Here is a 25,454-nt window from a genome sequence, read left to right as displayed (position 1 = left end):
TGACGATGCCACAGTGACTCCATGTCAACGAGGGGTGTGAGGGCACGAACCGGGCTGATCGCCCAGTTCGAGGTCTACCTGCGCCATCAGCGGGGACTGTCGGAGAACACCGTGCGCGCCTACCGGGGCGACCTCATGCATCTCACGGCCTTCGTCACGGATGGGGCTGTCGATTCCGGCGGGTCGGCCGATGACGGATATGACCTCGAGCCTCGCGGCACCTTGGATCGTGACGACACGCACGACCTCGACGACGTGGACGCCGACGCGGCAGGGGGCGCGGACCACGCTGACTCGCTCGACGCGGACGCCGCGCTCGAGAGCATCGAGCTGCGGGATCTGCGCTCATGGCTCGCCCACATGGCAGGTGCCGGTCTCAGCCGCACCACGCTCGCCCGGCGCGGCGCGGCAGTGCGCGCTTTCTATGCGTGGGCCCACAAGGCCGGCCACGTCGACCACAATCCTGCTCTGAGGCTCGCGTCGGCCCGAGCGGCCTCCACTCTTCCTACGGTGATGAGCCCCGCCGATGTGATGACGCTTCTGAGCGTCGCGCAGTCCCGGTGCGACGATGGCGATCCCGTGCACCTGCGCGACTGGGCTGCGGCCGAGCTGCTGTACGCCACCGGCATGCGCGTCGGTGAGCTCGCGGGCGTGAACCTCAGGGATGTGGACCTCGACGAGCGTCTGGTGCGCGTGGTGGGCAAGGGCAACAAGGAGCGGGTGATTCCGTTCGGAGTTCCCGCAGCCAACGCGATGCGGGCGTGGATCGCGGACGGTCGCCCCGCGCTTGTGAGCTCCGAGACCACCTCGGCGCTGCTGCTCGGACGCCGTGGGGGACGAGCCGGCCAACGCCAGGTCCGCGAGGCTATCCACGACCTGTGCCGGGCGGCCGGACTGCCGGAGATCGCGCCCCACGCCTTGCGGCACAGTGCGGCGACTCATCTGCTGACGGGCGGCTCCGACCTGCGCTCCGTCCAGGAGGTGCTGGGACACGCGAGCCTCAACACCACCCAGAGATATACCCACGTGTCCGCGGAACGACTGCGGGCCACCTACCAACTTGCGCACCCGCGCGCCTAGGGAGAGACATGGCAAGCGTCAACGCTGTGCTGTCGCACGACACGGAGGAGCCGTGGACCGCGGCCCCTCAGCGCCCCGACGCGGGCCAGATCGCCGCATGGTGGGAGCTCCTCGGAGCCGAGGGTGAGGACGAGCGTCTCGCGGCGCGGGACGCGCTCATCACGCTCCATGCACCGCTCGTGACCCAGGTCGCGAGCCGGATGATCGTTCGCCTCCCCGACACCGTCGAACTGGCGGACCTCGTGTCGTACGGCATGTTCGGCCTCATCGACGCGGTGGCGAAGTTCGAGCCCGCCCGCGGCTACAAGTTCGAGACCTACGCCGCACAGCGCGTGCGCGGCGCGATCATCGACGAGCTGCGCGCCGCCGACTGGGTGCCCCGTTCGGTGCGGTCCAAGGCTCGCACCGTCGAGCAGGCCACCCGGGCGATGGAGCAGTCGCTGATGCGACCCGTCACCGACGAGGACGTCGCCGATCACCTCGGGTGGCAGACCTCGGAGGTGCGCACGGTTCGTGCGCAGGTCGCACTGTCGCACGTGGGCGCTCTCGACGGCATGGTTTCGGGAGGGGACACGCAGTCCCTCGACTCGGCTCTCGCTCACTCGGCTCCCGAGGCATCGACCTCGTTCGAGGCATCCGAGACGCGCGCCCTCCTCGCCACCGCGATTCAGGGGGTGCGCGACCGCGAGCAGCAGGTGCTGCAGCTGTACTACTTCGAGAACCTGACCCTTGCGCAGATCGGACAGATCCTCGGCGTCACGGAGTCGCGCGTATCGCAGATCCACTCGGGCGCCGTGAAGAAGCTGCGGGAGTCGCTGATGCGCACGGGTGCCTTCGCCTGAGCGTGGCGGTCGCCTGAACGACGCGGCACCGCGTGGCAGCAGCCGCACCGGACCGTAGCCGGCCAGCGCATCGAGCGGGTCGATGTACTCGCCGTCCACGCGCACGCCCCAGTGCACGCACGTGGCCGGCGCACAGTGCCCAGGCTCCTCTCCGACCCTGCCGAGCGCGTCGCCGCGGCCGACTCGTTCTCCGCTGGTGACCACAGCATCGACCGGCTCGACGCTGGTGAGCGCGCCATCCGCGTGCTCCACGGCGACCACGCCACGATCCACCACCCTGCCCACGAACACGACGACGCCGGACGAGGGCGCCGCTACCTCGGCCCCGACCGTGGTGGCGAGATCGATGCCTCGATGCCCGGCTAGCCACGGCTCGGGTGGGAGACGCGCGAGCTCGACCGCGCGCATCGGCTCCACGGGCGACTGGTACGGGGCCGCGGGCGCCCACGCCGTGCTCGCTGGAGCGGGCGCTGTCAGCACGGCCGCGGCCAGGAGCAGGGCCGTCGCGGCGGCGTGCCTTCGCGCAGGTGCCCTCATGCTGTGATCTCACCGTACCGGCGGGCGAGCGGCCGAGACGGCGGTCACGGTCGGTGGACAGCGCGTGGGCGGCCGATGCTCGGGACGCGCCTGCGGCGAAACCGGGAGAGTACGCCCCCTGCATCCTCGTCGGGTATGATCGGCAGTGCATCCGGCATGCCCGGATGACATCGCGCGCCATTCGCGCCGCCCACCGTTGACTCGGCAGGGAGCGCGCCGGGAAGGCGAGGTCCGAGCTCAGCTCGGTGCTGACCCGCGTTGGTGCCAGGGATCCGACCCACCAGGGTCGGATCGTCAACCGAACAGGCGGGGTCAGCGACTCCGCACACGAACATGTACGCCTCGCGCGTGCGGAACAGGAATCACCATGGCCGTCGTGACCATGCGACAGCTGCTTGACTCCGGTGTCCACTTCGGACACCAGACCAGCCGCTGGAACCCCAAGATGAAGCGCTTCATCTTCACCGAGCGCAATGGCATCTACATCATCGACCTGCAGCAGTCGCTCGCGTTGATCGACAACGCCTACGGCTTCGTGCGCGACACGGTCGCCCACGGTGGAACGGTGCTGTTCGTCGGCACCAAGCGCCAGGCACAGGAGCAGATCGCCGAGCAGGCCGTTCGTGTGGGCATGCCCTACGTGAACGAGCGCTGGCTGGGCGGCATGCTCACCAACTTCCAGACCGTGAGCAAGCGTGTCCAGCGCCTCAAGGAGCTCGAAGAGGTCGACTTCGACGACGTCGCCGGCTCCGGCCGCACCAAGAAGGAACTTCTTGGGATGCGCCGCGAGAAGGACAAGCTGGCCAAGACCCTCGGCGGCATCCGCGACATGGCGAAGACGCCGTCCGTCGTGTGGATCGTCGACACCAACAAGGAGCACCTTGCCGTCGACGAGGCGCGCAAGCTGGGCATCCCCGTTGTCGGCATCCTCGACTCCAACTGCGACCCGGACGACGTTGCCTACGGCATCCCCGGTAACGACGACGCGATTCGTGCGGTGGGCCTGCTCACGCGTGTGATCGCCGATGCGGTCGCCGAGGGCGTGCGCATCCGTCACACCCCCAAGGGTGACGAGGCTGAGGCCGAGGGCACCGCCGAGCCTCTCGCCGAGTGGGAGCAGGAGCTCCTGGGCGGCGACAAGGACGAGGCGAAGGAAGCCGCTTCCGAGGTCAAGGCTGAGGACGCCAAGGCCGCCGACGCCAAGTCTGACGAGTCCGAGTCGAACGCCGACAAGGTCGAGAAGGCCGAGGACAAGGCTGACAAGGACGAGGAGCCGATCGCCAAGACCGCCGCTCCCATCATGGACGAGGTCGAGACCGACGACGTGTTGGCAGAGCAGGACGGCGACGACACGACCGCTCAGGTCGTCAAGCCGGCCACGCGCAAGGCAGCCGAGGGCGCCGAGGTGGGCGAGGGCGAGAAGAAGGCCTCCGCCGCCGCCGACAAGGCTGCCAAGAACCCGACCACCGACGAGGCAGCGAGCACGGACGCGGACGAGAAGCCCGCGGACGAGAACGTGCCGGACACCAACAAGAAGGCGCCTGCCAAGAAGCCGGCAGCGAAGAAGCCTGCCGCGGCCAAGGCCGACGAGAAGTAAGGAATCCCTATGGCGAACTACACCGTCGCCGACATCCAGGTGCTGCGTGAGCGCACTGGTGCCGGCATGCTCGACGTCAAGAAGGCGCTGGACGAGGCCGAGGGTGACCTCGACAAGGCCGTGGACATCCTGCGCGTCAAGGGCCTGAAGGGCGTCACGAAGCGCGAGGGCCGCTCGGCCTCCGAGGGCCTCGTGGCTGCCTCCATCCAGGACACCGACGGTGGCCAGGTCGGCACGCTGATCGAGCTCAACTCCGAGACCGACTTCGTGGCGAAGAGCGACAAGTTCGTCGCTCTGGCGGCCGCCGTGCTGGACGCGGTCGTCGCCTCCGGCGCGGACTCCGCCGACGCTGCGCTTGCCGCGCAGGTTGACGGCAAGTCGCTCCAGGACGTCATCGACGCTGAGGCGGGCATCCTGGGCGAGAAGATCGTGCTACGGCGCGTCGCTCGCGTCGAGGCGCCGGTCGTCACCGAGTACCTGCACCGCACCAACAAGGACCTGCCCGCCCAGGTGGGCGTCCTCGTCGGTTCGGACGCGAAGGCTGGCGAGGTCGCACGCGACATCGCCATGCACATCGCCGCCTACTCGCCTTCGTACCTCGTGCGCGAGGACGTCCCGGAGGACGTGGTCGCCAACGAGCGCCGCGTCGCCGAGGAGACGGCCAAGGCCGAGGGCAAGCCGGAAGCTGCTCTGCCGAAGATCACGGAGGGCCGCATGAACGGCTTCTTCAAGGAGAACACCCTGGTGGACCAGGCATTCGCGAAGGACCCCAAGACCACGGTCGGCAAGGTCATCGAGAACGCCGGTGGCCAGGTGACCGCCTTCGCACGGTTCCGCGTGGGAGCGTAGTCTTCCCCGCAGGAGACACCCCCACCGCACCACGCGCCGCGAACCTAGGAGGCCCCGATGCCCGAGCCCACCACTGTGAGACCGGACACCGGGGCCCCAGGTTCGCGGCGCGTTCTGCTGAAGCTGTCGGGAGAGATGTTCGGTGGTGGGTCCGTCGGACTCGACGCCGATGTCATCAACCGCATCGCGGGAGAGATCGCCGTCGCAGTCAGGGAAGGCGTGCAGGTCTGCATCGTCGTGGGCGGCGGCAACTTCTTCCGCGGCGCGGACCTGTCGGAACGCGGCATGGAGCGCGCGCGGGCCGACTACATGGGCATGTTGGGCACGGTCATGAACGCCCTCGCTCTCCAGGACTTCCTCGAGCAGGCTGGCGTGGCCACCCGCGTGCAGACCGCCATCACTATGGGGCAGGTCGCGGAGCCCTACATCCCGCTGCGCGCTGTCCGCCACATGGAGAAGGGCCGCGTCGTGATCTTCGGAGCGGGCGCTGGGATGCCCTACTTCTCCACTGACACGGTGTCGCTGCAACGCGCGCTCGAGGTGGGCTGCAACGAGGTGCTGATGGGCAAGAATGGCGTCGACGGTGTCTACACGGCCGATCCGCGCCGCGACCCGAGCGCGACTCGCCTGGACCACGTCACGTACACCGACGCCCTCCGGCAGGGACTCGACGTCATGGACGCCGCAGCCTTCTCGCTGGCCAAGGACAACGGCATGCCCATGCGGGTGTTCGGGCTCGAGGCGCCAGGCAATGTGACTCGCGCACTCGTGGGTGAGAGAATCGGCACGCTGGTCACGGCGTGAGCCGTGCGGAATAGGGAGCACACGTGATTGACGACATCCTTCTCGAAGCCGAGGAGAACATGGATAACGCCGTAACGGTTGCGAAGGAGAACTTCGCTGGCATCCGCAGCGGGCAGGCATCAGCTTCGATGTTCGCGAACATCACGGTGGACTACTACGGAGCGCCCACGCCGCTGCAGCAGCTGGCGTCGATCACGGTGCCCGAGGCTCGGATGGTGCTGATCTCGCCGTACGACGCATCGGTGAAGAAGGACATCGACACCGCGCTGCGCAAGTCCGACCTGGGAGTGAACCCGTCGGACGACGGCAACGTGCTGCGCATCACCATGCCGCAGCTCACCGAGGAGCGCCGCCGCTCTTACGTGAAGCTCGCGAAGGCCAAGGCCGAGGACTCCCGCGTCACCGTGCGCAACATGCGTCGCAAGGCGAAGGACCTCATCGACGCCGCGGTCAAGGACGGCGACATCGGCGAGGACGAGGGCTCTCGGGCCGAGAAGGAGCTCGACAGCCTCACCAAGCGCCACGTCGACGCGATCGACGGCCTGCTCGCGCACAAGGAGAGCGAGCTGCTCGAGGTCTGACCTCGCGCCGCCTCTCCGGGGCCCACACATGAGCATCCTCCGACGCCGTCGCGAAGCCGACGCCCACCCCGAGGCCGCGCCAGCGGCCCAGTTCGGCATCGCTGTCGAGCACGACGGCGTCGACGATCCCCGGGTGGACCCGTCGGCGCCGCGTGGCGTGGAGGATCCCGTGCCACAGGTGGCACCCGTGTCGAGGTCCGGCCGCAACATGCCCATCGCCGCCGCCGTGGGCCTGACCCTGCTGGGCGGAGTCATCGCCGCCGCGTGGTGGCACCCTGCGGCCCTCGCGGTGCTCATGTGTTTCGCGTGCCTGGCCGCGGTGGTCGAGTGGCGGCGGGTGCTCGCCCGCAGCGACCGCCGCATCCCCATGACGCCGATCGGTCTCGCCTCGGTGGGGCTGCTGGTGGCGACCTGGTACGGCGGGCCAGAGGGCCTCGCGGTCGCTCTCATGGTCGGGTGCGCGGGAACTGTCGCGTGGCGGGTCGTCGACGAACGGATCGAGAACACGCTGGCGGACTCTCTTGCGTCCATGCTCACGCTGCTGTGGATTCCGTTCCTGGGATCGTTCCTGCTGCTGATGGAGCTCGCTCCAGACGGCTGGCAGCGCGTGGTCGTCGTGATCCTCGCCGCGGTCGGTTCGGACACCGGGGGGCTATTCGCCGGGATGCTGTTCGGCAAACACCCCATGGCGCCGCGCGTGAGCCCCAAGAAGACCTGGGAGGGCTTCGCAGGTGGACTCGTGCTCGGCACCCTCACTGCGTCGATCGCGGCGTACTTCTTCTTCGATGGCCGCTGGTGGGTCGGCGCCCTCGTGGGCCTTGCGGCCGCCGTAGCCGCCGTCCTCGGCGACCTGGCCGAGTCCGCTCTCAAGCGAGACATTCAGGTCAAAGACATGTCCAGCGTGATCCCTGGCCACGGCGGGATCATGGATCGTATCGACTCGTTGCTCTTCGCCGCGCCCGCGGCCTACGTCGCATTCGGACTTCTGTTAGGGACCTCATGACCGACCGCCCACTCATCCAGATGTCGGCGCCGCGTCGCGGCAAGCCGCCTCGCCACTTCGCCGACCTCACGCACGATGAGCGCATCGACACCGTGCGCGAGATGGGTCTGCCGGCGTTCCGCGCCAAGCAGCTCGAGACCCACTACTACACGCACCTCACGGTGGATCCCAAGGAGATGACGGACCTGCCCGCGGGCGGCCGGGATGATCTCGCTGCGCAGATGTTCCCACCCCTGATGTCTCCGCTGACGTCGCTCGTCGCGGACGGGGGAGCGACCCGCAAGACCCTGTGGACCCTGCACGACGGCGTCAAGGTCGAGTCCGTGCTCATGAAGTATCCGGAGCGGGCGACGCTGTGCGTGACGAGCCAGGCCGGCTGCGGCATGGCCTGCCCGTTCTGCGCCACTGGGCAGATGGGCCTCACGCGCAACTTGTCCGCGGCAGAGATCATCGAGCAGGTGCGCCTCGCCGCGCGCGCCTCCCGCGACGGCGAGCTGGGCGAGCCGGTGCGGCTTTCCAACGTGGTGTTCATGGGGATGGGCGAGCCGCTCGCGAACTACAAGGCCGTGATGCAGACGGTGCGGGCGCTGGTCGCGCCCGAGCCCCACGGCTTCGGCCTGTCGGCACGCCACGTGACCGTCTCGACCGTCGGGCTGGTGCCGGCGATGGACAAGCTCACCAAGGAAGGCATCCCGGTCACGCTCGCGCTCTCGCTGCACGCGCCGGACGACGAGCTGCGCAACGAGATCGTTCCCGTCAACACACGGTGGACGGTGGATGAGGCACTCGACGCCGCGTACCGGTTCTACGAGGCGACGGGCAGGCGCGTGTCGATCGAGTACGCGTTGATCCGCGACATGAACGACCAGGCGCATCGGGCGGCCATGCTGGCACGCAAGTTGCGCGAGCGGGGCGACGGCTGGGTGCACGTCAACCCGATCCCGCTCAACCCCACGCCAGGCTCCAAGTGGACCGCGTCCGACCCCGAGGTCGAGCGAGAGTTCGTCCACACGCTGCGCGATCACGGGATTCCGACGACTATCCGGGATACTCGTGGCAGTGACATCGATGGCGCCTGCGGGCAGCTTGCGATCAAGGAGGACTGATGGCGGAACTGTTTCCCCGCGTGGGCGCGTTCACGCTCGGGTACCGCACGCCTGAGGTGGACGAGTACTTTGGCCGCGCGCGCGACGCCTATGAGCAGCCGGGCCGTGCCGACGAGCTGGCGGCGATCGACGTGCGGCGGGCAAGCTTCGACCTCAAGCGGGGCGGCTACTCGACGGCTGCGGTGGATTCGGCCCTCGATCGACTCGAGGTCGCTTTCGCCGTGCGGGTGCGTGAGAGGTACGTCAAGCAGCATGGTCAGGACGCGTGGATGGCGGAGCTTGCAGAGCGCGCCCAGGCGCTGTATCCCCGGCTGCGCCGGCCCGCGGGCGAACGCTTCGCCGCGCCGCCGACCTTTCGCACCGGCTACGACCGTTCGGAGGTCGATGCGGTGCTGAACCGGCTGACTGCGTTCTTCGACCAGGGCAGGCCGCTCACCGCGGAGGATGTCCGCGCGCTGACCTTCACGCGTCGGCGCTCGTGGTCCGCCTACGAGGAGCGGGTGGTCGACGCGTATCTGGCGCGCACCGTCGACATTCTCCTCGGGATCGCGTGAGCCAGCCCCGCACCGTCTCGCTGCTGGGGTCCACGGGGTCGATCGGTACCCAGGCGCTCGACGTCATCGCGCGCAACCCCGAGCGCTTTGACGTCGTCGCGCTCGCGGCAGGCGGCGCAGACCCGGACGCGGTTGTCGCCCAGGCCAGGGCCGTCCGTCCTTCCCTGGTGGCCGTCGCCTCGGCCGATGCGGCGACTGCGATAGCGCGTGAGCTGCCTGGCATCGAGGTAGTAGCAGGGGCCGATGCGGTCGTCACCGCGGCAGGCTGCGGCGCCGACGTGGTGCTCAACGGCATCACCGGCTCGGTGGGGCTGCGCCCCACGCTCGCCGCGCTCGAGGCCGGCAGCACTCTCGCGCTCGCCAACAAGGAGTCCCTGATCGCGGGCGGCGCGCTGGTCAAGGCCGCGGTCCGCCGCGAGGGTCAGATCGTGCCCGTCGACTCGGAGCACTCCGCGCTGGCCCAGGCGCTGCGCGGGGGGCGCGCGCATGAGGTGCGCAGGCTCGTCGTCACCGCCTCTGGCGGAGCGTTCCGCGGCCGCAGCCGTGCCGATCTCGTGGGCGTGACCTCTGCCGATGCGCTCCGCCACCCCACCTGGTCCATGGGGCCCGTGGTCACGATCAACTCGGCGTCCATGGTGAACAAGGCGCTCGAGGTGATCGAGGCGCACCTACTGTTTGACATCCCGATGGAACACATCGACGTCGTGGTGCACGCCCAGTCCGTGGTGCACTCCATGGTCGAGTTCATCGACGGCAGCACTCTGGCGCAGGCATCGCCCCCGGACATGCGCCTGCCGATCGCGCTGGGGCTGTCGTGGCCCGATCGCCTGGCAGATGCCGCGCCAGGGTGCGACTGGACACAGGCGACCTCCTGGACCTTCGAGCCGCTGGACGAGGAGGCCTTCCCCGCCGTGCGCGTTGCGCGCGCGGCCGTGGCCGCATCGGCCCTTCATCCCGCGGTGTTCAATGCTGCCAACGAGGAGTGCGTGAGGGCGTTCGTGGACGGACGGCTTCCCTTCCTCGGGATCGTCGACACCGTGCGGGACGTTGTGGAGCAGTACGAGGCCCCCGCGGACCTCTCTCTCGAGGCCGTCGACGAGGCGGAGCGGTGGGCGCGAGAGCGGGCCGCGGCGATCATTGGCCTGGGCACTGAAACGTAGGGTAGGGGCATGGATACGCTGATCGGCATCGTGGTGCTGGTGATCGGGCTGTTGATCTCGATCGCGCTCCACGAGGTGGGGCACATGGTGCCCGCCAAGAAGTTCGGCGTGCGAGTGAGCGAGTACTTCGTGGGCTTTGGCCCCAGGCTGTGGTCGCGACACGGTCGCGAGACCGAGTACGGCATCAAGGCGATCCCGCTCGGCGGCTACGTGAAGCTGGTCGGGATGATCCCCCCCGAGGACCGGGTCAAGCCGGTGCGCGGCACCGGCTGGGCATCCAGGCTGGTCGCCGATGCGCGTGAGGCCGCGGTCGAGGAGATCCAGCCGGGCGAGGACTCCCGGGCCTTCTACCACCTTGCGTGGTGGAAGAAGGCGATCGTCATGCTCGGCGGCCCGCTCGTGAATCTCGTCCTCGCCTTGCTGCTCTTCACGGCAGTCCTGTCGACCGTGGGCTCACCCACGGCGTCGCTCACCGTGGGTGCAGTCGTGCCATGCGTGCCGGCTCCCGCCGCCACTGAGTGCGCTGCTGACGACCCGCCCTCGCCCGCGAGCGAAGCCGGCCTGCAGGCGGGGGACACGATCACCGCCGTGGACGGCACGCCCGTCGACGACTGGGAGCAGGCGACGGCGATCATCGCCGATTCGCCGGGTGACGCGCTGACCCTCGATGTCGAGCGTGGTGGCGGGTCAGTCGCTCTCACGTTGACGCCGAGCGCTCGCGACCGAGTCGTGCTCGACGACGACGGCCAGGCGGTGGTGGATGACTCCGGCGCGGCGGTGCTCGAGACGGTCGGCTACGTCGGCATGTACTCGGATGTCGTGACCGTTCGCCAACCGCTGACGGCTGGCTCCGTGCTGACCTGGGACTACCTGGGCCGCACAGCCGAGGTCGTCGCGACGCTGCCCGTGCACCTGTACGACGTGTCGCGCGCGGCGCTGGGACTCGAGGAGCGCAGCCAGGACTCGATCATGGGTGTGGTCGGCGTCGGCCGCGTGGCGGGCGAGATCTCCGGAGCCGAGGTCGAGGGTTACGGCATGTCAGGCAGGATTGCCGACATGCTGATGCTGCTGGGTGGCCTCAACCTCGCGCTGTTCGCGTTCAACATGATCCCGCTGGTGCCGCTCGATGGTGGCCACGTCGCCTCCGCTGTGTGGCAGGGGATCAAGAATGGCTGGGCCCGGCTGAGATCGCTGCCGGCCCCCGCGCCGGTCGACGTGGCGAGGATGATGCCTGTGGCCTACGCCGTGTTTGGAATGCTGCTGGTGATGGGCGTTGTTCTCATCTACGCGGACATCGTCGCGCCCGTGAGGATCGTGTGAAATGCCGCAGACCGGCAACGCTGAGGATGAGGAGATAATGACACTGTGACTGCCATCGGACTAGGAATGCCCGCGATGCCCCCGCCCACGCTCGCGCCTCGCAAGAAGACGCGAAAGATCAAGGTGGGGTCCGTCGACGTGGGCGGTGACGCCCCCGTGAGCGTCCAGTCGATGACGACCACCAAGACCACGGACATCAACGCGACGCTCCAGCAGATCGCGGAGCTCACTGCGTCCGGCTGCGACATCGTGCGTGTGGCATGTCCCACGCAGGACGACGCCGACGTGCTGTCGATCATCGCCAAGAAGTCGCAGATCCCCGTGATCGCGGACATCCACTTCCAGCCCAAGTACGTGTTCGCGGCAATCGAGGCGGGCTGTGCTGCCGTCCGGGTCAACCCCGGCAACATCAGGAAGTTCGACGATCAGATCAAGGAGATCGCGCAGGCCGCAAAGGACCACGGCACCTCGATCCGCATCGGCGTTAACGCAGGGTCGCTCGACCCGCGTCTGTTGAAGAAGTACGGCAAGGCGACTCCCGAGGCGCTCGTCGAGTCCGCGGTGTGGGAGGCGAGCCTGTTTGAGGAGCACGACTTCCACGACTTCAAGATCTCGGTCAAGCACAACGACCCGGTGATCATGGTCGAGGCGTACCGCCAGCTCTCCGAGCGTGGCGACTGGCCGTTGCACCTCGGCGTTACCGAGGCCGGACCGGCGTTCCAGGGCACCATCAAGTCCGCGACGGCGTTCGGCGCGCTGCTCAGCGAGGGCATCGGCGACACCATCCGCGTGTCACTGTCCGCTCCTCCGGTCGAGGAGGTCAAGGTCGGCATTCAGATCCTGCAGAGCCTCAACCTGCGGCCGCGCAAGCTCGAGATCGTGTCGTGCCCCTCGTGCGGTCGCGCACAGGTGGACGTGTACGAGCTCGCCGAGAAGGTGACCGCTGGGCTCGAGGGCATGGAGGTGCCGCTGCGCGTGGCCGTCATGGGCTGCGTGGTCAACGGGCCGGGCGAGGCCCGTGAGGCGGACCTCGGCGTGGCCTCCGGCAATGGCAAGGGCCAGATCTTCGTCAAGGGCGAGGTCATCAAGACCGTGCCCGAGAACATGATCGTGGAGACGCTGATCGAAGAGGCGATGCGCATCGCCGAGACCATGGAACCCGTCGAGGGCGCGACCCCGCAGGTGATGGCAGGCTCATGACCGATTCGCTGCTCCGGCGCGCACAGCACAGCCTGGCGCCGGCGCAGCGGCGCGACCTGGAGGAGATCCGCGACCTGTGCGCGCAGGACCCGGTCGCGAATGTGGTGCCGATGGCTCACGTCGAGGCGGCGCTCTCCTCTGGCTCAGTCCCCGCGGGCCTGTGGGTCGTCAGGCGCCGCGCCGGCTGGGGACGCGAGATGGCCGGAGCGGTATGGGCCGGGGCGAACGTGTGCGCCGTGCTGCCTGAGATCGACGCCGATGCTGCCGAGGAGCGAATGGCAGACGTCGCCGCGGCCGTGGCCGGACGGATCAGCCGGCCGGCCGCGCTCGTAGGCCCAGCCCCCGTCACTCTGGACCTGTGGGGACGCGTCGAGCCGTGGTGGGGCCCCGCACGCGAGGTTCGCCCACGTCAGGTGTCCATGCGCATCGACGGCCCGGCACGGCACGTCGAGCCCCTGAACGCGGCCGAGCTCGAGCTCGAGGCCGTGCGGCTCGCGCGCGCGGATGACTACGACGCGCTGCTGCCCGCATGCGTGCACATGTTCATCGGCGAGGTCGGCTACGACCCGATGCGCCACGGTCGCGCGTCCTACGAGGACCGCCTGCACCGCTTGGTGCGCACGGGCCGCGCATACATTCAGTACGGCGTGGCCGAGGGGCGCCGGCAGGTGGTGTTCAAGGCCGAGGTCGGCGCGCTCGCCGGCGGCGTCGCACAACTGCAGGGGGTCTGGGTGCACCCGGAGTTGCGCGGGCGCGGGCTCGCCCGCGCAGGCCTCGCGGCCGTCGTGGCGGCGGTCCACACTGGCACCGCGCCCACGGTGTCGCTGTACGTGAACGACTTCAACACCCCCGCTCTCGCGTCCTACGACGCGGTGGGCTTCGCGCGAGTGGGCACCTTCGCGACTGTGATGTTCTAACAGCTGTGGTGTTTTGACAGCTGTGATCTCACGGTGCCGTGACGTTCTGGCCGCCCGGGGCTACTCGGCTGCGCCACTAGGCTGGTGCGCATGCTCCGAATGTCCACACTCTTCCTGCGCACCCTCCGCGAGGACCCGGTCGATGCCGAGGTCGCGTCCCACCGTCTGCTGCTGCGGGCCGGCTACATCCGGCGCGCCGCTCCCGGCATCTACTCGTGGATGCCGCTCGGCCTGCGCGTGCTCGCGAAGGTCGAGGCCGTGGTGCGCGAGGAGATGGCACGCGCGGGCAGCCAGGAGGTCCACTTCCCGGCGCTGCTGCCCAAGGAGCCCTACGAGGCCACGGGCAGGTGGGAGGAGTACGGACCGAACCTGTTCCGGCTGAAGGACCGCAAGGGCGTCGACATGCTGCTGGCGCCCACGCACGAGGAGATGTTCACGCTGCTGGTGAAGGACCTGTACTCGTCATACAAGGACCTGCCGCTGTCGCTGTACCAGATCCAGAACAAGTACCGCGATGAGGCACGCCCCCGGGCTGGCCTGCTCCGCGGTCGCGAGTTCATCATGAAGGACGCGTACTCGTTCGACATCGATGACGTGGGGCTAGAGGCCTCGTACCAGGCGCAGCGCGCCGCGTACATCCGCGTCTTCGACCGTCTTGGCATCGACTACGTGATCGTCTCGGCGACGTCGGGAGCGATGGGCGGCTCGAAGTCCGAGGAGTTCCTGGCACCCACCGAGATAGGCGAGGACACGTACGTGCGCTCGCCCGGCGGCTACGCGGCGAACGTCGAGGCCGTCACCACCCCCGTGCCCGATGCCGTTCCGTACGAGGACGCCCCTGCCGCGCACATCGAGGACACCCCGGACACCCCGACCATCGACACCCTGGTCGCCCATGCCAACGCGCACCACCCGCGGCCCGATCGCGACTGGACTGCGGCGGACACGCTCAAGAACGTGGTCCTCGCGCTGACGTCGCCTGCGGGGGAGCGTTCGCTGCTCGTCGTGGGCCTGCCCGGCGACCGCGACGCGGACATGTCGCGCCTCGAGGCCTCCTTGGCTCCAGCGGTCGTGGAAGCCGCGACGGAGGCCGACTTCGCCCTCCACCCCGCGCTCGTCAAGGGCTACATCGGCCCGGGTGCGCTCGGCCCCCAGGCCCGGCCCGTGGGCGTCGAGCGCGGCGACGAGGGCGACTCCGCCATCCCGTACCTGCTCGACCCGCGCGTGGTTCCGGGCACCCGCTGGATCACGGGCGCGAACGAGGCGGGACGGCACGTGTTCGAGCTGACCGCAGGCCGCGACTTCGTCGCCGACGGCACCGTGGAGGGCGCCACGGTGCGCGACGGTGACCCCGCGCCCGACGGCTCGGGACCCCTCGAGCTCGCGCGGGGAGTCGAGATCGGCCACATCTTCCAGTTGGGACGCAAGTATGCGCGGGCCCTGGGCCTCCAGGTGCTCGACGTCAACGGCAAGCAGGTGACCGTGACGATGGGCTCGTACGGCATCGGCGTGACGCGCGCACTCGCGCTGCTCGCTGAGCTCAACAACGACGAGCTCGGTCTCAAGTGGCCCGCTCACGTCGCGCCGTTCCACGTGCACGTCGTCGCGGCCGGCAAGGACCAGGCAGTTCTCGATACGGCTGAGCGACTCGCGGTCGAACTCGACGCCGACGGCGTGGAGGTGCTCCTTGACGACCGTCCCAAGGTGTCGCCAGGAGTGAAGTTCAAGGATGCGGAGCTGCTCGGCGCTCCGTTCATCCTGGTCGTGGGCCGCGGCCTCGCCGACGGCGAGATCGAGCTGAAGGCGCGGGCCGCCGGCAGCAGCGAGGCGCTGCCAGTGGCCGATGCGGTGGCGGCTGTCGGCGCTCGCGTGCGCGAGTCCCTCGGCGAGTAGCCGGCCCCGGTCAGTCGGTGGGAACCGCGCCCGGAAGCGCGGGCACCGCGAAGGACTCCGCCGTTGGCTCACCGAACGCGGCCGCCTGGGCGTACGCGTCGAACGCGGCGTTGAGCAGCCACGGAAGATCCGCTGCGGCTGCGCCGTCCAGCATCCCCGCGTACGTCTGCGCCGCGTGAGTCTCGAGGTCCACGGCTGTGGCGGCACGAGCAGCGGAGCCGGCGGTGCCGTCGCCGGGCAACGAGTACACGGCGTCGCGGCGGTCCTCGACACCTGGGAGCTGGGTGAGGGCTGCCGCCCGGTCGCGGTGGATGTCCCGCCGCGCGATCCACTGGTCACGCTCGGCATCGGCTGAGCGCGCAGCGAGCACCTCGTAGGCGTAGCCCGCCTGGTCGTGCATGACGGCGAGCTCCGCCACGACATCGGGGTCGACGCTCGTGGTGGCGGGCGCCGGCTGATCCGTCGCCAGCTCGTCGGAGCGAATCGTGCGCTCCGCGACGATCGGCTGCGTGGATTCGGTGATCGCGTCCGCCACCCATCCCGCGTACCACGAGGACAGCGCGTGCGAGAGCCCCGCCGACGACAGCAGGAAGGCGAGGTCGGGGTCCTCGGCGACCCGCGCATCGGCCAGATGTCCGTCGCGGGCGCTCATGGCGAGGGCGATGAGGTCTCGCGGCTCGCCGCTGGAAGACGGCGATGGAGACTGGTCCGGGTACGGAACATAGAGCCCGCCGAGGGCGTCGAGCCGCTCCTGCGTGGCACCGGCCTCGATCTCGCTCAGCACGGATGCCTGGGCGGTGGTAGCGCCCGCGGCGCCCGCTCCATGCCCCGTCGCGTCCAAGACTGCCTGCTCCCGCTCCGCCGCGGCGTCGCGCATCTGCGTCACCGGGCCGGGGGAGGGCCACTCCGGCGGGGGCGTCTCGACCCGCCATGAGCAGGCCGCCAGCGAGAGCACGGCAACGGCGACGGCCGATGCGCGCAGGAGAGGGGCCGTCATGGCCGCCATCCTTTCATGGCGGGCGACTACACTGTCCTTCGACGAACTTCAGGAACGGACCGCTGCTTAAGCGCACAGGAGGCTGAGCCCATGGACCTCACCAGCAGAATCACCGAGCTCGCCGCGCCGGCCGCACGCGAGGCCGGACTGGAGCTCGACTCCGTGACCGTGACCGCCGCCGGCAAGCGTTCACGTGTGCTCGTCGCCGTCGACCTCCCCGAGACCGAGGTCGGCTCCGCTGATCTGGACGCCGTCGCGGCCGCCTCGCGCGCGATCGGGGCCGCTCTCGACGAGGCGAACGTGCCGTCAACGCCCTACCTGCTCGAGGTGTCCACCCCCGGAGCCGACCGGCCTCTCACCGAACGCCGCCACTTCATGCGTGCCCGCACCCGCAAGGTTGCGCTCACGCTCGCGTCGGGCGACACGCTGACGGGCATGCTCGAGGACGTCGACGGCGACGTCCTCGTCATCACCGCGGGGGACGTGAGCGAGCGAGTTCCGATCGCGGACGTCACGAAGGCAGGCGTGATCGTCGAGCTGAACAGGCTCGACTGACTCGCCCCAGCACGACACCGTACATTGACATCACAGCAGCAAGGAGGCGGCATGGACATCGACATGCAGGCCCTCAGGGGCCTTGAGAAAGAGCGCGACATCCGCCTCGACATTCTGGTCGACGCGATCGAGCAGGCACTCGTGTCGGCGTATCACAAGACGCCCGGCGCTTACCGGCACGCGAGGGCGCACGTGGACCGCGACACCGGCAAGGTGTCGATCTACGCTCGCGAGGACCCGGACCCCGACGGTGACGTCGCGGTGGAAGCGCAGCCGGAGTTCGATCACACTCCCGACAACTTTGGCCGCATCGCGACCTCGACGGCCCGCCAGGTGATCGTGCAGCGCATGCGCCAGGCTGGCGACGACGCGGTGCTCGGCGAGTACGCGAGCAAGGAAGGGCAGCTGGTCTCGGGTGTGATCCAGCAGAGTGCCGACCCGCGCAACGTGCACGTCGACATCGGCGACGTCGAGGCGATCCTGCCGCCGCACGAGCAGGTTCCGACTGAGCGCTACGAGCACGGTCAGCGCCTGCGCGGCTACGTGCTTGGCGTCGGACGAGGCATGAAGGGCCCATCGATCACGCTGTCGCGCACGCACCCCGGTCTCGTGCGCCAGCTGTTCGAGATGGAGGTGCCCGAGATCGCCGAAGGCACCGTTGAGATCATGAGCCTTGCCCGCGAATCCGGTCACCGCACCAAGATGGCGGTGCGCGCTCTCGAGTCCGGCGTCAATGCCAAGGGCGCCTGCATCGGTCCGATGGGCTCGCGTGTGCGCGCCGTGATGAGTGAGCTGCGCGGAGAGAAGATCGACATTGTGGACTGGGACGAGGATCCGGCGACCTTCGTGGGTAACGCGCTGTCGCCCTCGCGGGTCGTGTCGGTCACGGTGGTCGACGAGGAGGCACGTGCCGCGCGCGTCATCGTGCCGGACTTCCATCTCTCGCTCGCCATCGGCAAGGAAGGGCAGAACGCCCGCCTCGCCGCACGTCTGACAGGGTGGCGCATCGACATCCGCTCGGACGAGGACACCGACTCCCCGGGGCGCGCCGAGGCACCCCGTTCAGCGCCGGAGCGGTAACGCGCTAGACTAATGGAGCCGAGAAAGCCTGTTGTGGACTCCGGCGCGCTCCCGCACGTCCCCGTGCGGACGTGCATCGGATGCCGACGCAAGGCCTCTCGGTCGGTTCTGGTGCGACTCGCGCTCGAGGACGGCCGTGTGGTCGTCGACGAGCACGGGAGCAAGCAGGGTCGGGGAGCGTGGCTGCATCCCGATCCCGACTGCGTTGCACTCGCCTTCCGACGACGTCAGTTCGGGAGAGCTTTGCGCTCTCCCTCAGCAGACGCATCGGGCGTTGTCCTTCCGGACGCGTGAGCAGCTGAACCGCCCGCCATTCAAGCCATCGACAGAACGGGACGAAAGCCCATGGTCGTCTGATGAGTGCCTCGCAATGAGTGCCTACCGGTAACGATGGTTCGACCCTGCCTCGGTCGAACCGAGACAGGAGAATTGTGGCAAAGCCCCGCGTTCACGAGATCGCGAAAGAGCTCGGAGTACCGAGCAAGCAACTGATCACCAAGCTCAACGAGCTCGGCGAATACGTCAAGGGTCCGTCGTCGACTCTCGAGGCACCCGTGGTGCGCAAGGCCCGTGAGGCCTTCCCCGCGGCTCCCGAGAAGTCCGATGCCGCCCCCGCGACGGACGCGCCCAAGCCTGCGGCCAAGCCGGGGCCCAAGCCTGCGGCTCCCAAGCCGCCTGCACCCGAGGCACCGGCTGCCGAGGCTCCTGCCTCTGCGCCCGAGCCGACCCCTGCTCCTCAGCAGGACTCTGCGCCTGCACCGTCCGCGGACCAGGCGTCCGACGCTGAGGGCAAGCCCGCCGCACCGACGCCTTCGGACATGCCGAAGCCGCGCCCGCGTCCCGGCGGCAACAACCCGTTCTCCGAGCGCACCCCGGGGCCCCGCCCCCGTCCGCGCCCGGGCGGCAACAACCCGTTCCAGACGCAGCGTCCTGGAGCCCGCCCCGGCGGGCGTCCCGGAGCACCCACGCCCGGCGCACCCGCAGGACCTGCTGGTCCGGGTGGTCCCGCTGGTGCTGGCGGCCCCGGTGGGCGCGGACCGCGTCCTTCGCCCGGGCAGATGCCCAACCGCACACCCGGACGTCCCGGTCCCGGTGGCGCTGGCGGCCCCGGTGGCCGCGGTGCACCCGGCGGCGGTCCCGGCGGTCGTCCCGGAGGCGGTGGCCCCGGTGGTCGTCCCGCAGCCGGTGGTCGCGGTCGTGGCGGCGGTACCGCTGGTGCCTTCGGTCGCCAGGGTGGTCGCCCCGCACGCTCGCGGAAGTCGAAGCGGGCCAAGCGGGCCGAGTACGAGCAGCAGCAGGCGCCGTCCATCGGCGGCGTCCAGATCCCTCGGGGCGACGGCAACACGCCGATTCGCCTGCGTCGCGGCTCGACCATCAGCGACTTCGCCGAGAAGATCGACGTCAATCCCGCTTCGCTCGTGACTGTCCTGTTCCACCTGGGCGAGATGGCCACGGCCACTCAGTCCCTGGATGAGGCCACGTTCGAGACCTTGGGAGAGGAGCTGGGTTATAAGATCCAGATCGTCTCGCCCGAGGAGGAGGACCGCGAGCTGCTCGAGGACTTCGGCCTCGACATCGAGGCCGAGCTCGAGGCTGAGGGCGACGATGTCCTTGAGGTGCGGCCCCCGGTCGTCACCGTCATGGGCCACGTCGACCACGGTAAGACCAGGCTCCTGGACTCGATCCGCAAGGCGGACGTGATCTCGGGAGAGGCCGGCGGCATCACCCAGCACATCGGTGCGTACCAGGTCCACCACGAGCATGAAGGCATCACTCGTGCCATCACGTTCATCGACACCCCGGGTCACGAGGCGTTCACCGCCATGCGTGCCCGTGGTGCCAAGGTCACCGACATCGCGATCCTCGTGGTCGCGGCTGACGACGGCGTGATGCCTCAGACCATCGAGGCGTTGAACCACGCGCAGGCGGCCAACGTGCCGATCGTCGTGGCGATCAACAAGATCGACTCCGAGGGTGCGAACCCAGAGAAGATCCGCCAGCAGCTCACCGAGTACAACCTCGTGGCTGAGGAGTGGGGCGGCGACACGATGTTCGTCGAGGTCTCCGCTCTCCAGAACAAGAACATCGATGCTCTGCTCGAGGCCGTACTGCTGACCGCAGATGCCGGCTTGGACCTGCGTGCGAATCCTGACAAGGACGCTCGCGGTGTGGCAGTCGAGGCTCACCTGGACAAGGGTCGCGGTCCCGTCGCGACCGTGCTGGTCAACTCCGGAACGCTGCGTGTGGGCGACTCGATTGTTGCGGGCACTGCCTATGGCCGCGTGCGTGCCATGTTCGACGAGCACGACAACTCGGTTCAGGAGGCGCTCCCCGCGCGTCCGGTGCTGGTCATCGGTCTGACCTCCGTTCCGGGCGCCGGCGACACCTTCCTGGTGGCCGACGACGACCGCACGGCACGTCAGATCGCGGAGAAGCGTGAGACCGCCGAGCGTGCCGCACAGTTGGCCAAGCGTCGCAAGCGCATCAGCCTCGAGGACTTCACGAAGGCCATCGAGGAGGGCAAGGTCGACACCCTCAACCTCATCATCAAGGGAGACGTGTCGGGTGCCGTCGAGGCACTCGAGGACGCGCTGCTGCAGATCGATGTGGGCGACCAGGTCGACCTGCGGATCATCCACCGCGGTGTGGGCGCTGTGACGCAGAACGACGTGAACCTGGCGACCGTGGACAACGCGATCATCCTGGGGTTCAACGTCCGTCCCGCCGAGCGCGTCCAGGACCTCGCCGATCGCGAGGGCGTGGACATGCGCTTCTACTCGGTCATCTACCGCGTGCTCGAGGACGTCGAGGCGTCGCTCACCGGCATGCTCAAGCCCGAGTACGAGGAGCGCCAGACTGGTGGTGCGGAGATCATGGAGATCTTCCGCAGCTCCAAGTTCGGCAACATCGCCGGTTGCTTGGTGCGCAACGGAGTCATCCGTCGCAACGCCAAGGTCAGGGTGGTGCGCGAGGGCGTGGTGGTCGGCGAGCCGTCCATCGACACCCTGCGTCGCTTCAAGGACGACGTCACCGAGGTCAAGGACGGATTCGAGTGCGGTATCGGTCTGGGCAAGTTCAACGACATCCGTGTCGGGGACATGATCGAGACCTTCGAGATGTTTGAGATTCCGAGGACGTAATGGCAGACAGTGCACGCGCACTCCGGCTCGCGGGCACCATCAAGAAATTGGTGGCCCGTGCGCTGGAGAAGGAGATCAAGGACCCGCGCCTAGGGTTCGTTACGGTGACCGACGTTCGTGTCACCGGCGACCTGCAGCAGGCGTCCGTGTTCTACACCGTGTACGGCGGGGACGAGGAGCGTGCGGCTACGGCCGCCGCCCTCGCCTCTGCCAAGGGGCGCCTGCGCTCCCTGATGGGCAAGGAGCTCGGCATCAGACTCACGCCGTCGCTCGAGTTCCATCTCGACGCGGTGCCCGAGACTGCTGCGACGCTCAACAAGGCGCTGTACGAGGCGCAGCAGCGCGACGCGGAGCTGGCGAAGTTGCGCGAGAACGCGCAGTACGCCGGCGACGAGGACCCCTACCGACGTCCCGAGGACCGTGATGCCGACGGCCGTGAAACCGACGGCCGTGATCCGGATGGCGAAGGCTCCTAGGCCCGAGCCCGTCCCGGGGCTCGTGGTCGTCGACAAGCCCGCGGGATGGACGTCGCACGACGTCGTGGGCCGCATGCGCCGGCTCGCGGGTACGCGCAAGGTCGGCCACGCCGGCACGCTCGATCCGATGGCCACGGGCGTGCTCGTGATCGGCATCGGCCGCGCCACGCGCTTGCTGACGTACATCGTCGGCCACGACAAGGCGTACGAGGCGACCATCAGGCTCGGGCAGTCCACGGTGACCGATGACGCCGAGGGCGACGTCACGGCGACTCGCGACGCCTCGTCGGTCACCGATGCGGCAATCGCCGATGCGGTGGCTGGCTTGACCGGCGACATCTCCCAGGTGCCCAGCAGCGTGAGCGCGATCAAGATCGACGGACAGCGCGCCTACAAGCGCGCCCGCGACGGAGAATCTGTGGAGATCCCCGCGCGGCCGGTCACGGTGAGCTCCTTCGACGTGCTCGACACCCGGCGTGAGGGCGAGCATGTCGACCTCGACGTGCGCGTCGAGGTCTCCTCGGGCACCTACGTTCGTGCGCTCGCGCGCGACCTCGGCAGCGCACTCGGAGTGGGCGGCCACCTCACCGCTCTGCGGCGCACGCGGGTGGGCGGGCTCACGCTCGCCAATGCCCGCACGCTTGACGAGCTGGCGGCGCTGATCGACTCGGGCGCCGAGCTGCCGCGCGTGGACATGGGCACCGCCGCATCGGCCTTCCTGCCCACGCTTCGCCTCACCGAGCCCGATGCGCGGGCGCTCGGGTATGGCCAGTCGATCCCCGCATCGGCGCTTGAAGAGGCTCACGCGGGGGAGGGCCCCATCGCGGGCCTCGCCCCCGACGGAGACCTGGTGGCGGTGCTCGAGCGCCGCGGGGCCTCCCTGCGCCCTGCGGTCGTGTTCCGCCCTTCTGGAGCGGCGCCGTCCGCGGCTGCGGCACAATGAGCGCCATGCAGATCTGGCGCTCACTCGACGAGGTCCCTTCCGACCTGGGGCCCACCGCCGTGACGCTGGGCAACTTCGACGGGGTGCATCGCGGTCACCAGGCGGTTCTGGAGCAGATGGTGGCGGACGCCCGCGCGAGGGACCACCGCGCCGTCGCGGTCACTTTCGAGCCCCACCCGAAGGCTGTCCACGACCCCGAGCACCCGCCCGTGCTCATCACTGGGCTCGACGACAAGCTCGACCGACTTGCGCAGACGGGGCTCGACGGCGTCCTGGTGGTGCCGTACACGCTCGAGTTCGCGAGCCAGACGCCGCAGGAGTTCGTGCGACGCTGGCTCGTCGATGGACTCGGCGCGGCCACCGTGGTGGTGGGCGCGGACACCAAGTTCGGGCGTGGAAACGCCGGTGACGTCGCTACGATGCGCGCCATCGGCGCCAGCATGGGTTTCGAGACCGACGTCGTGGACGACGCGTGCGCGGTGTCAGAGAGCGGGCGGCGATGGTCGTCGACCTGGGTGCGGGAGCTCCTGGACGACGGGCGCATGCGCGAGGCGGCCGATGTTCTAGGCCGGCCGCATCGGCTGCGCGGAGTGGTGGTCGACGGAGACAAGCTGGGCCGCGAGATCGGCTTCCCGACGGCGAACCTCGATGTGACGGGCGGCATGGTCCCTCGGCACGGCGTCTATGCGGGCTGGATGACCGTGCTCGATCCGCGCGACAACGAGCGGGCCGCCACGCTGACCGGCGAACCGCTCGCGACAGCGATCAGCATCGGCATCAACTACACCGTCGGCGCTCGGGGTCTACGCATCGAGGGGTTCGCCTTCGACCGGACGGGACTTGACCTCTATGGAGCCCTCGTCAGTTTCGATCTGGTCGAGTGGCGGCGTCCCATGCTCGACTTCGGCTCCCTCGACGGGCTCAAGGATGCGCTAGCCGCTGATGTCCAGTGGTGCCGCGAAGTGTTACAAGTCGATTAAGCCGGACAAATTGGCGATTCCAGCGGCTATTGTCTGAAGATGGACAAAGTCCCGGGATCGGTGCAGGTCGAGCGGGGCGAGCCACTGGTCGTGCTCGATGGCGTCAACAAGTACTTCGGCGAGCTCCACGTGCTGGCAGACATCAACATGACGGTGCGCCGCGGCGAGGTTGTGGTGGTGATCGGCCCCTCGGGTGCGGGGAAGTCCACGCTCTGCCGGGCGATCAACCGGCTCGAGACCATCGACAGCGGCACCATCTCCGTGGACGGCGTGAAGCTGCCGGACGAGGGCAAGCCGCTCGCGAAACTGCGCGCCGACGTCGGCATGGTCTTCCAGTCGTTCAATCTCTTCGCCCACAAGACCATTCTCGAGAACGTGACTCTGGGGCCTATGAAGGTGCGCGGCACCCCCAAGGCCAAGGCACGTGAAGAGGCGATGGCGCTTCTCGAGCGCGTGGGCGTAGCGAACCAGGCAGACAAGCTGCCCGCGCAGCTCTCCGGCGGTCAGCAGCAGCGCGTCGCAATCGCACGTTCGCTCGCGATGCAGCCCAAGGTGATGCTGTTCGACGAGCCCACCTCCGCCCTCGACCCCGAGATGATCAACGAGGTCCTGGACGTCATGACCGACCTCGCGAAGGACGGCATGACGATGATCGTCGTGACTCACGAGATGGGCTTCGCGCGCAAGGCCGCGAACCGGGTCGTGTTCATGGCTGACGGAAAGATCATGGAAGAGGCGACTCCGGAGGAGTTCTTCACGAACCCGCAGACCAGCCGCGCCCAGGACTTCCTGTCGAAGATTCTCACGCACTGATCCAGAAGGCCAGCGCGTGTCAGAGGCCCCGGGCAACCCTCGGGGAGGGAGAGAGGAAGAGAACATGCTCACACCAACCAAGTGGACCGCGCTGGGCGCGGCCGCGGTGCTCGCCCTCGCGGCGTGCGGATCCGACGACGGCGCGGCCGAGGTCGAAGAGGTAGAGGCAGGGGAGTTCCCTGAGGGCTCCACGATGGCGGAGCTCGCGGAGGCGGGGGAGATCACCATCGGCACCAAGTTCGACCAGCCGCTGTTCGGACTTCAGGCACCGAGCGGGGCACCCGAGGGCTTCGACGTCGAGATCGCGAAGATCATCGCGGGGGAGCTCGGCATCGACGAAGGCGGCATCGAGTGGGTCGAGACCGTCTCGGCCAACCGCGAGCCCTTCATCGTGGATGGCACCGTCGACATGGTGGTCGCGACGTACACCATCAACGACGAGCGCAAAGAGGTCATCAGCTTCGCCGGCCCGTATTACATCGCGGGCCAGTCCCTGATGACCCTTGCGGACAACGACGAGATCGAGGGACCGGAAGACCTGGCCGGCATGAGCGTGTGCTCCGTCGAAGGGTCGACGCCCGCCGCGAACATCGCGGAGAACTACCCCGACGCCGAGTTGTCGCTGTTCGCGGCGTACACGGACTGCCTGGAGCCGCTGCGCAACGGTCAGGTCGACGTCGTGACCACCGACAACGTGATTCTCGCGGGCTACGTTGCCGAGTCCGAGGACACGGACGTGCCGTTCAAGATCGTGGGAGAGCAGTTCACCGACGAGCCGTACGGCATCGGCGTCGCTCGCGAGGACGACGAGTTCCGCAACTGGATCAATGACGTTCTAGAGGAGATCTTCGAGGACGGCCGCTGGCTCGAGGCCTGGAACGAGACCGCTGGCACGGTCCTGCCCGAGCCTGAGGTGCCCACCGTCGACCGGTACGAGACCGAGTAGACGACACGAGGCGTGGCCCCTCCGAACTCGGAGGGGCCACGTCCGTCACTGAGTGAAGGAGCGTCGGTGATCACCTTCATC

At 68.8% G+C, this 25,454-nt stretch carries 23 protein-coding genes and 2 pseudogenes; 23 read left to right on the top strand and 2 right to left on the bottom strand.

Annotation, left to right across the window (positions count from 1 at the left end; all coding sequences use genetic code 11):
- The first annotated feature begins 36 nt into the window (after positions 1–36).
- Together ACNI3K_RS07535 and ACNI3K_RS07530 are read left to right on the top strand one after the other, a co-directional pair.
- Complete coding sequence (locus tag ACNI3K_RS07535; RefSeq protein ID WP_419391265.1) at positions 37–1,080, top strand: tyrosine-type recombinase/integrase; 1,044 nt, start codon at positions 37–39, stop codon at positions 1,078–1,080.
- 8 nt (positions 1,081–1,088) lie between these two features.
- Positions 1,089–1,922: a sigma-70 family RNA polymerase sigma factor gene (locus ACNI3K_RS07530; RefSeq protein ID WP_419391264.1), complete on the top strand. Its 834-nt coding sequence runs from the start codon at positions 1,089–1,091 to the stop codon at positions 1,920–1,922.
- Positions 1,923–2,057: 135 nt separating this feature from the next.
- Here the strand turns inward: ACNI3K_RS07530 and ACNI3K_RS07525 are convergent.
- Positions 2,058–2,330 (bottom strand): annotated as a pseudogene (locus ACNI3K_RS07525) (peptidoglycan DD-metalloendopeptidase family protein); the annotation flags it as partial.
- 496 nt (positions 2,331–2,826) lie between these two features.
- Between ACNI3K_RS07525 and rpsB the strand changes: the two are divergent.
- From rpsB to ACNI3K_RS07465, 12 genes and pseudogenes are all read left to right on the top strand, one after another.
- Positions 2,827–3,595: pseudogene (rpsB, locus tag ACNI3K_RS07520) on the top strand (30S ribosomal protein S2); the annotation flags it as partial.
- 470 nt (positions 3,596–4,065) lie between these two features.
- Positions 4,066–4,905, top strand: coding sequence for a translation elongation factor Ts (gene tsf / locus ACNI3K_RS07515; RefSeq protein WP_419391263.1), 840 nt, complete (start codon positions 4,066–4,068; stop codon positions 4,903–4,905).
- Between the two features lie 57 nt (positions 4,906–4,962).
- Entirely contained in the window at positions 4,963–5,709 is a 747-nt protein-coding gene (gene pyrH / locus ACNI3K_RS07510; RefSeq protein WP_419391262.1) for a UMP kinase, read from the top strand.
- Between the two features lie 23 nt (positions 5,710–5,732).
- Positions 5,733–6,290, top strand: a complete 558-nt coding sequence (frr, locus tag ACNI3K_RS07505; protein ID WP_419391261.1) for a ribosome recycling factor — start codon at positions 5,733–5,735, stop codon at positions 6,288–6,290.
- A 28-nt stretch (positions 6,291–6,318) separates the two neighbouring features.
- Positions 6,319–7,293, top strand: coding sequence for a phosphatidate cytidylyltransferase (locus ACNI3K_RS07500; protein WP_419391260.1), 975 nt, complete (start codon positions 6,319–6,321; stop codon positions 7,291–7,293).
- Positions 7,290–8,399 carry a dual-specificity RNA methyltransferase RlmN gene (rlmN, locus tag ACNI3K_RS07495; protein WP_419391259.1) on the top strand — a complete coding sequence of 370 codons (1,110 nt, stop codon included), beginning with the start codon at positions 7,290–7,292 and terminating at the stop codon, positions 8,397–8,399. Before ACNI3K_RS07500 ends, rlmN begins: the two co-directional genes overlap by 4 nt.
- A complete protein-coding gene (locus ACNI3K_RS07490; RefSeq protein WP_419391258.1) occupies positions 8,399–8,953 on the top strand; it encodes a DivIVA domain-containing protein in 555 nt (184 codons plus the stop codon). The genes rlmN and ACNI3K_RS07490 overlap by 1 nt, the downstream gene beginning before the upstream one ends.
- Entirely contained in the window at positions 8,950–10,113 is a 1,164-nt protein-coding gene (dxr, locus tag ACNI3K_RS07485; protein WP_419391257.1) for a 1-deoxy-D-xylulose-5-phosphate reductoisomerase, read from the top strand. Before ACNI3K_RS07490 ends, dxr begins: the two co-directional genes overlap by 4 nt.
- Positions 10,114–10,122: 9 nt before the next feature.
- Positions 10,123–11,433 (top strand): M50 family metallopeptidase, encoded by a 1,311-nt coding sequence (locus tag ACNI3K_RS07480; protein WP_419391256.1) that lies wholly within the window; start codon positions 10,123–10,125, stop codon positions 11,431–11,433.
- A 45-nt stretch (positions 11,434–11,478) separates the two neighbouring features.
- A complete protein-coding gene (gene ispG / locus ACNI3K_RS07475; protein WP_419391255.1) occupies positions 11,479–12,633 on the top strand; it encodes a flavodoxin-dependent (E)-4-hydroxy-3-methylbut-2-enyl-diphosphate synthase in 1,155 nt (384 codons plus the stop codon).
- Entirely contained in the window at positions 12,630–13,550 is a 921-nt protein-coding gene (locus ACNI3K_RS07470; protein WP_419391254.1) for a GNAT family N-acetyltransferase, read from the top strand. Before ispG ends, ACNI3K_RS07470 begins: the two co-directional genes overlap by 4 nt.
- 99 nt (positions 13,551–13,649) lie before the next feature.
- A complete protein-coding gene (locus ACNI3K_RS07465) occupies positions 13,650–15,443 on the top strand; it encodes a proline--tRNA ligase (protein WP_419391630.1) in 1,794 nt (597 codons plus the stop codon).
- A 10-nt stretch (positions 15,444–15,453) separates the two neighbouring features.
- Here ACNI3K_RS07465 and ACNI3K_RS07460 read toward each other — a convergent pair whose 3' ends face one another.
- Positions 15,454–16,440, bottom strand: coding sequence for a hypothetical protein (locus tag ACNI3K_RS07460; RefSeq protein WP_419391253.1), 987 nt, complete (start codon positions 16,438–16,440; stop codon positions 15,454–15,456).
- Positions 16,441–16,530: 90 nt separating this feature from the next.
- Here ACNI3K_RS07460 and rimP point away from each other — a divergent pair, with 90 nt between their 5' ends.
- From rimP to ACNI3K_RS07415, 9 genes are all read left to right on the top strand, one after another.
- The gene (gene rimP / locus ACNI3K_RS07455) at positions 16,531–16,995 is read left to right on the top strand and encodes a ribosome maturation factor RimP (protein ID WP_419391252.1); all 465 of its coding nucleotides are present in this window, start codon (positions 16,531–16,533) and stop codon (positions 16,993–16,995) included.
- Positions 16,996–17,046: 51 nt separating this feature from the next.
- Positions 17,047–18,075 carry a transcription termination factor NusA gene (nusA, locus tag ACNI3K_RS07450; protein WP_419391251.1) on the top strand — a complete coding sequence of 343 codons (1,029 nt, stop codon included), beginning with the start codon at positions 17,047–17,049 and terminating at the stop codon, positions 18,073–18,075.
- 12 nt (positions 18,076–18,087) lie between these two features.
- Positions 18,088–18,369 (top strand): YlxR family protein, encoded by a 282-nt coding sequence (locus tag ACNI3K_RS07445; protein ID WP_419391250.1) that lies wholly within the window; start codon positions 18,088–18,090, stop codon positions 18,367–18,369.
- Between the two features lie 137 nt (positions 18,370–18,506).
- Complete coding sequence (gene infB / locus ACNI3K_RS07440) at positions 18,507–21,215, top strand: translation initiation factor IF-2 (protein WP_419391249.1); 2,709 nt, start codon at positions 18,507–18,509, stop codon at positions 21,213–21,215.
- Entirely contained in the window at positions 21,215–21,691 is a 477-nt protein-coding gene (gene rbfA, locus ACNI3K_RS07435) for a 30S ribosome-binding factor RbfA (RefSeq protein ID WP_419391248.1), read from the top strand. Before infB ends, rbfA begins: the two co-directional genes overlap by 1 nt.
- Positions 21,675–22,634, top strand: coding sequence for a tRNA pseudouridine(55) synthase TruB (gene truB / locus ACNI3K_RS07430; protein ID WP_419391629.1), 960 nt, complete (start codon positions 21,675–21,677; stop codon positions 22,632–22,634). The genes rbfA and truB overlap by 17 nt, the downstream gene beginning before the upstream one ends.
- 5 nt (positions 22,635–22,639) lie before the next feature.
- Complete coding sequence (locus ACNI3K_RS07425; protein ID WP_419391247.1) at positions 22,640–23,614, top strand: bifunctional riboflavin kinase/FAD synthetase; 975 nt, start codon at positions 22,640–22,642, stop codon at positions 23,612–23,614.
- A gap of 39 nt (positions 23,615–23,653) precedes the next feature.
- On the top strand, positions 23,654–24,427 hold the full coding sequence (locus tag ACNI3K_RS07420) for an amino acid ABC transporter ATP-binding protein (RefSeq protein ID WP_419391246.1): 774 nt from the start codon (positions 23,654–23,656) through the stop codon (positions 24,425–24,427).
- 64 nt (positions 24,428–24,491) lie between these two features.
- Positions 24,492–25,373: a glutamate ABC transporter substrate-binding protein gene (locus tag ACNI3K_RS07415; RefSeq protein WP_419391245.1), complete on the top strand. Its 882-nt coding sequence runs from the start codon at positions 24,492–24,494 to the stop codon at positions 25,371–25,373.
- Positions 25,374–25,454: the final 81 nt, after the last annotated feature.

The sequence above is a fragment of the Demequina ureilytica genome (assembly GCF_048553575.1).
Taxonomy (GTDB): domain Bacteria; phylum Actinomycetota; class Actinomycetes; order Actinomycetales; family Demequinaceae; genus Demequina.
Note: the sequence above shows the minus strand (reverse complement) of the source record. Positions and strands in the feature narration are given on the sequence as shown.

What these genes read in the sequence shown, in the direction of transcription:
- rbfA (WP_419391248.1), top strand. Translation starts at nt 21,215, where the DNA reads ATGGCAGACAGTGCACGCGCACTCCGGCTCGCGGGCACCATCAAGAAA.
- ACNI3K_RS07445 (WP_419391250.1), top strand. Translation starts at nt 18,088, where the DNA reads ATGGAGCCGAGAAAGCCTGTTGTGGACTCCGGCGCGCTCCCGCACGTC.
- tsf (WP_419391263.1), top strand. Translation starts at nt 4,066, where the DNA reads ATGGCGAACTACACCGTCGCCGACATCCAGGTGCTGCGTGAGCGCACT.
- pyrH (WP_419391262.1), top strand. Translation starts at nt 4,963, where the DNA reads ATGCCCGAGCCCACCACTGTGAGACCGGACACCGGGGCCCCAGGTTCG.
- ACNI3K_RS07500 (WP_419391260.1), top strand. Translation starts at nt 6,319, where the DNA reads ATGAGCATCCTCCGACGCCGTCGCGAAGCCGACGCCCACCCCGAGGCC.
- ACNI3K_RS07480 (WP_419391256.1), top strand. Translation starts at nt 10,123, where the DNA reads ATGGATACGCTGATCGGCATCGTGGTGCTGGTGATCGGGCTGTTGATC.
- nusA (WP_419391251.1), top strand. Translation starts at nt 17,047, where the DNA reads ATGGACATCGACATGCAGGCCCTCAGGGGCCTTGAGAAAGAGCGCGAC.
- ACNI3K_RS07415 (WP_419391245.1), top strand. Translation starts at nt 24,492, where the DNA reads ATGCTCACACCAACCAAGTGGACCGCGCTGGGCGCGGCCGCGGTGCTC.
- rimP (WP_419391252.1), top strand. Translation starts at nt 16,531, where the DNA reads ATGGACCTCACCAGCAGAATCACCGAGCTCGCCGCGCCGGCCGCACGC.
- ACNI3K_RS07490 (WP_419391258.1), top strand. Translation starts at nt 8,399, where the DNA reads ATGGCGGAACTGTTTCCCCGCGTGGGCGCGTTCACGCTCGGGTACCGC.
- ACNI3K_RS07465 (WP_419391630.1), top strand. Translation starts at nt 13,650, where the DNA reads ATGTCCACACTCTTCCTGCGCACCCTCCGCGAGGACCCGGTCGATGCC.
- ACNI3K_RS07420 (WP_419391246.1), top strand. Translation starts at nt 23,654, where the DNA reads ATGGACAAAGTCCCGGGATCGGTGCAGGTCGAGCGGGGCGAGCCACTG.
- rlmN (WP_419391259.1), top strand. Translation starts at nt 7,290, where the DNA reads ATGACCGACCGCCCACTCATCCAGATGTCGGCGCCGCGTCGCGGCAAG.
- ACNI3K_RS07425 (WP_419391247.1), top strand. Translation starts at nt 22,640, where the DNA reads ATGCAGATCTGGCGCTCACTCGACGAGGTCCCTTCCGACCTGGGGCCC.
- truB (WP_419391629.1), top strand. Translation starts at nt 21,675, where the DNA reads ATGGCGAAGGCTCCTAGGCCCGAGCCCGTCCCGGGGCTCGTGGTCGTC.
- ACNI3K_RS07460 (WP_419391253.1), bottom strand. Translation starts at nt 16,440, where the DNA reads ATGACGGCCCCTCTCCTGCGCGCATCGGCCGTCGCCGTTGCCGTGCTC.
- ACNI3K_RS07470 (WP_419391254.1), top strand. Translation starts at nt 12,630, where the DNA reads ATGACCGATTCGCTGCTCCGGCGCGCACAGCACAGCCTGGCGCCGGCG.
- ACNI3K_RS07530 (WP_419391264.1), top strand. Translation starts at nt 1,089, where the DNA reads ATGGCAAGCGTCAACGCTGTGCTGTCGCACGACACGGAGGAGCCGTGG.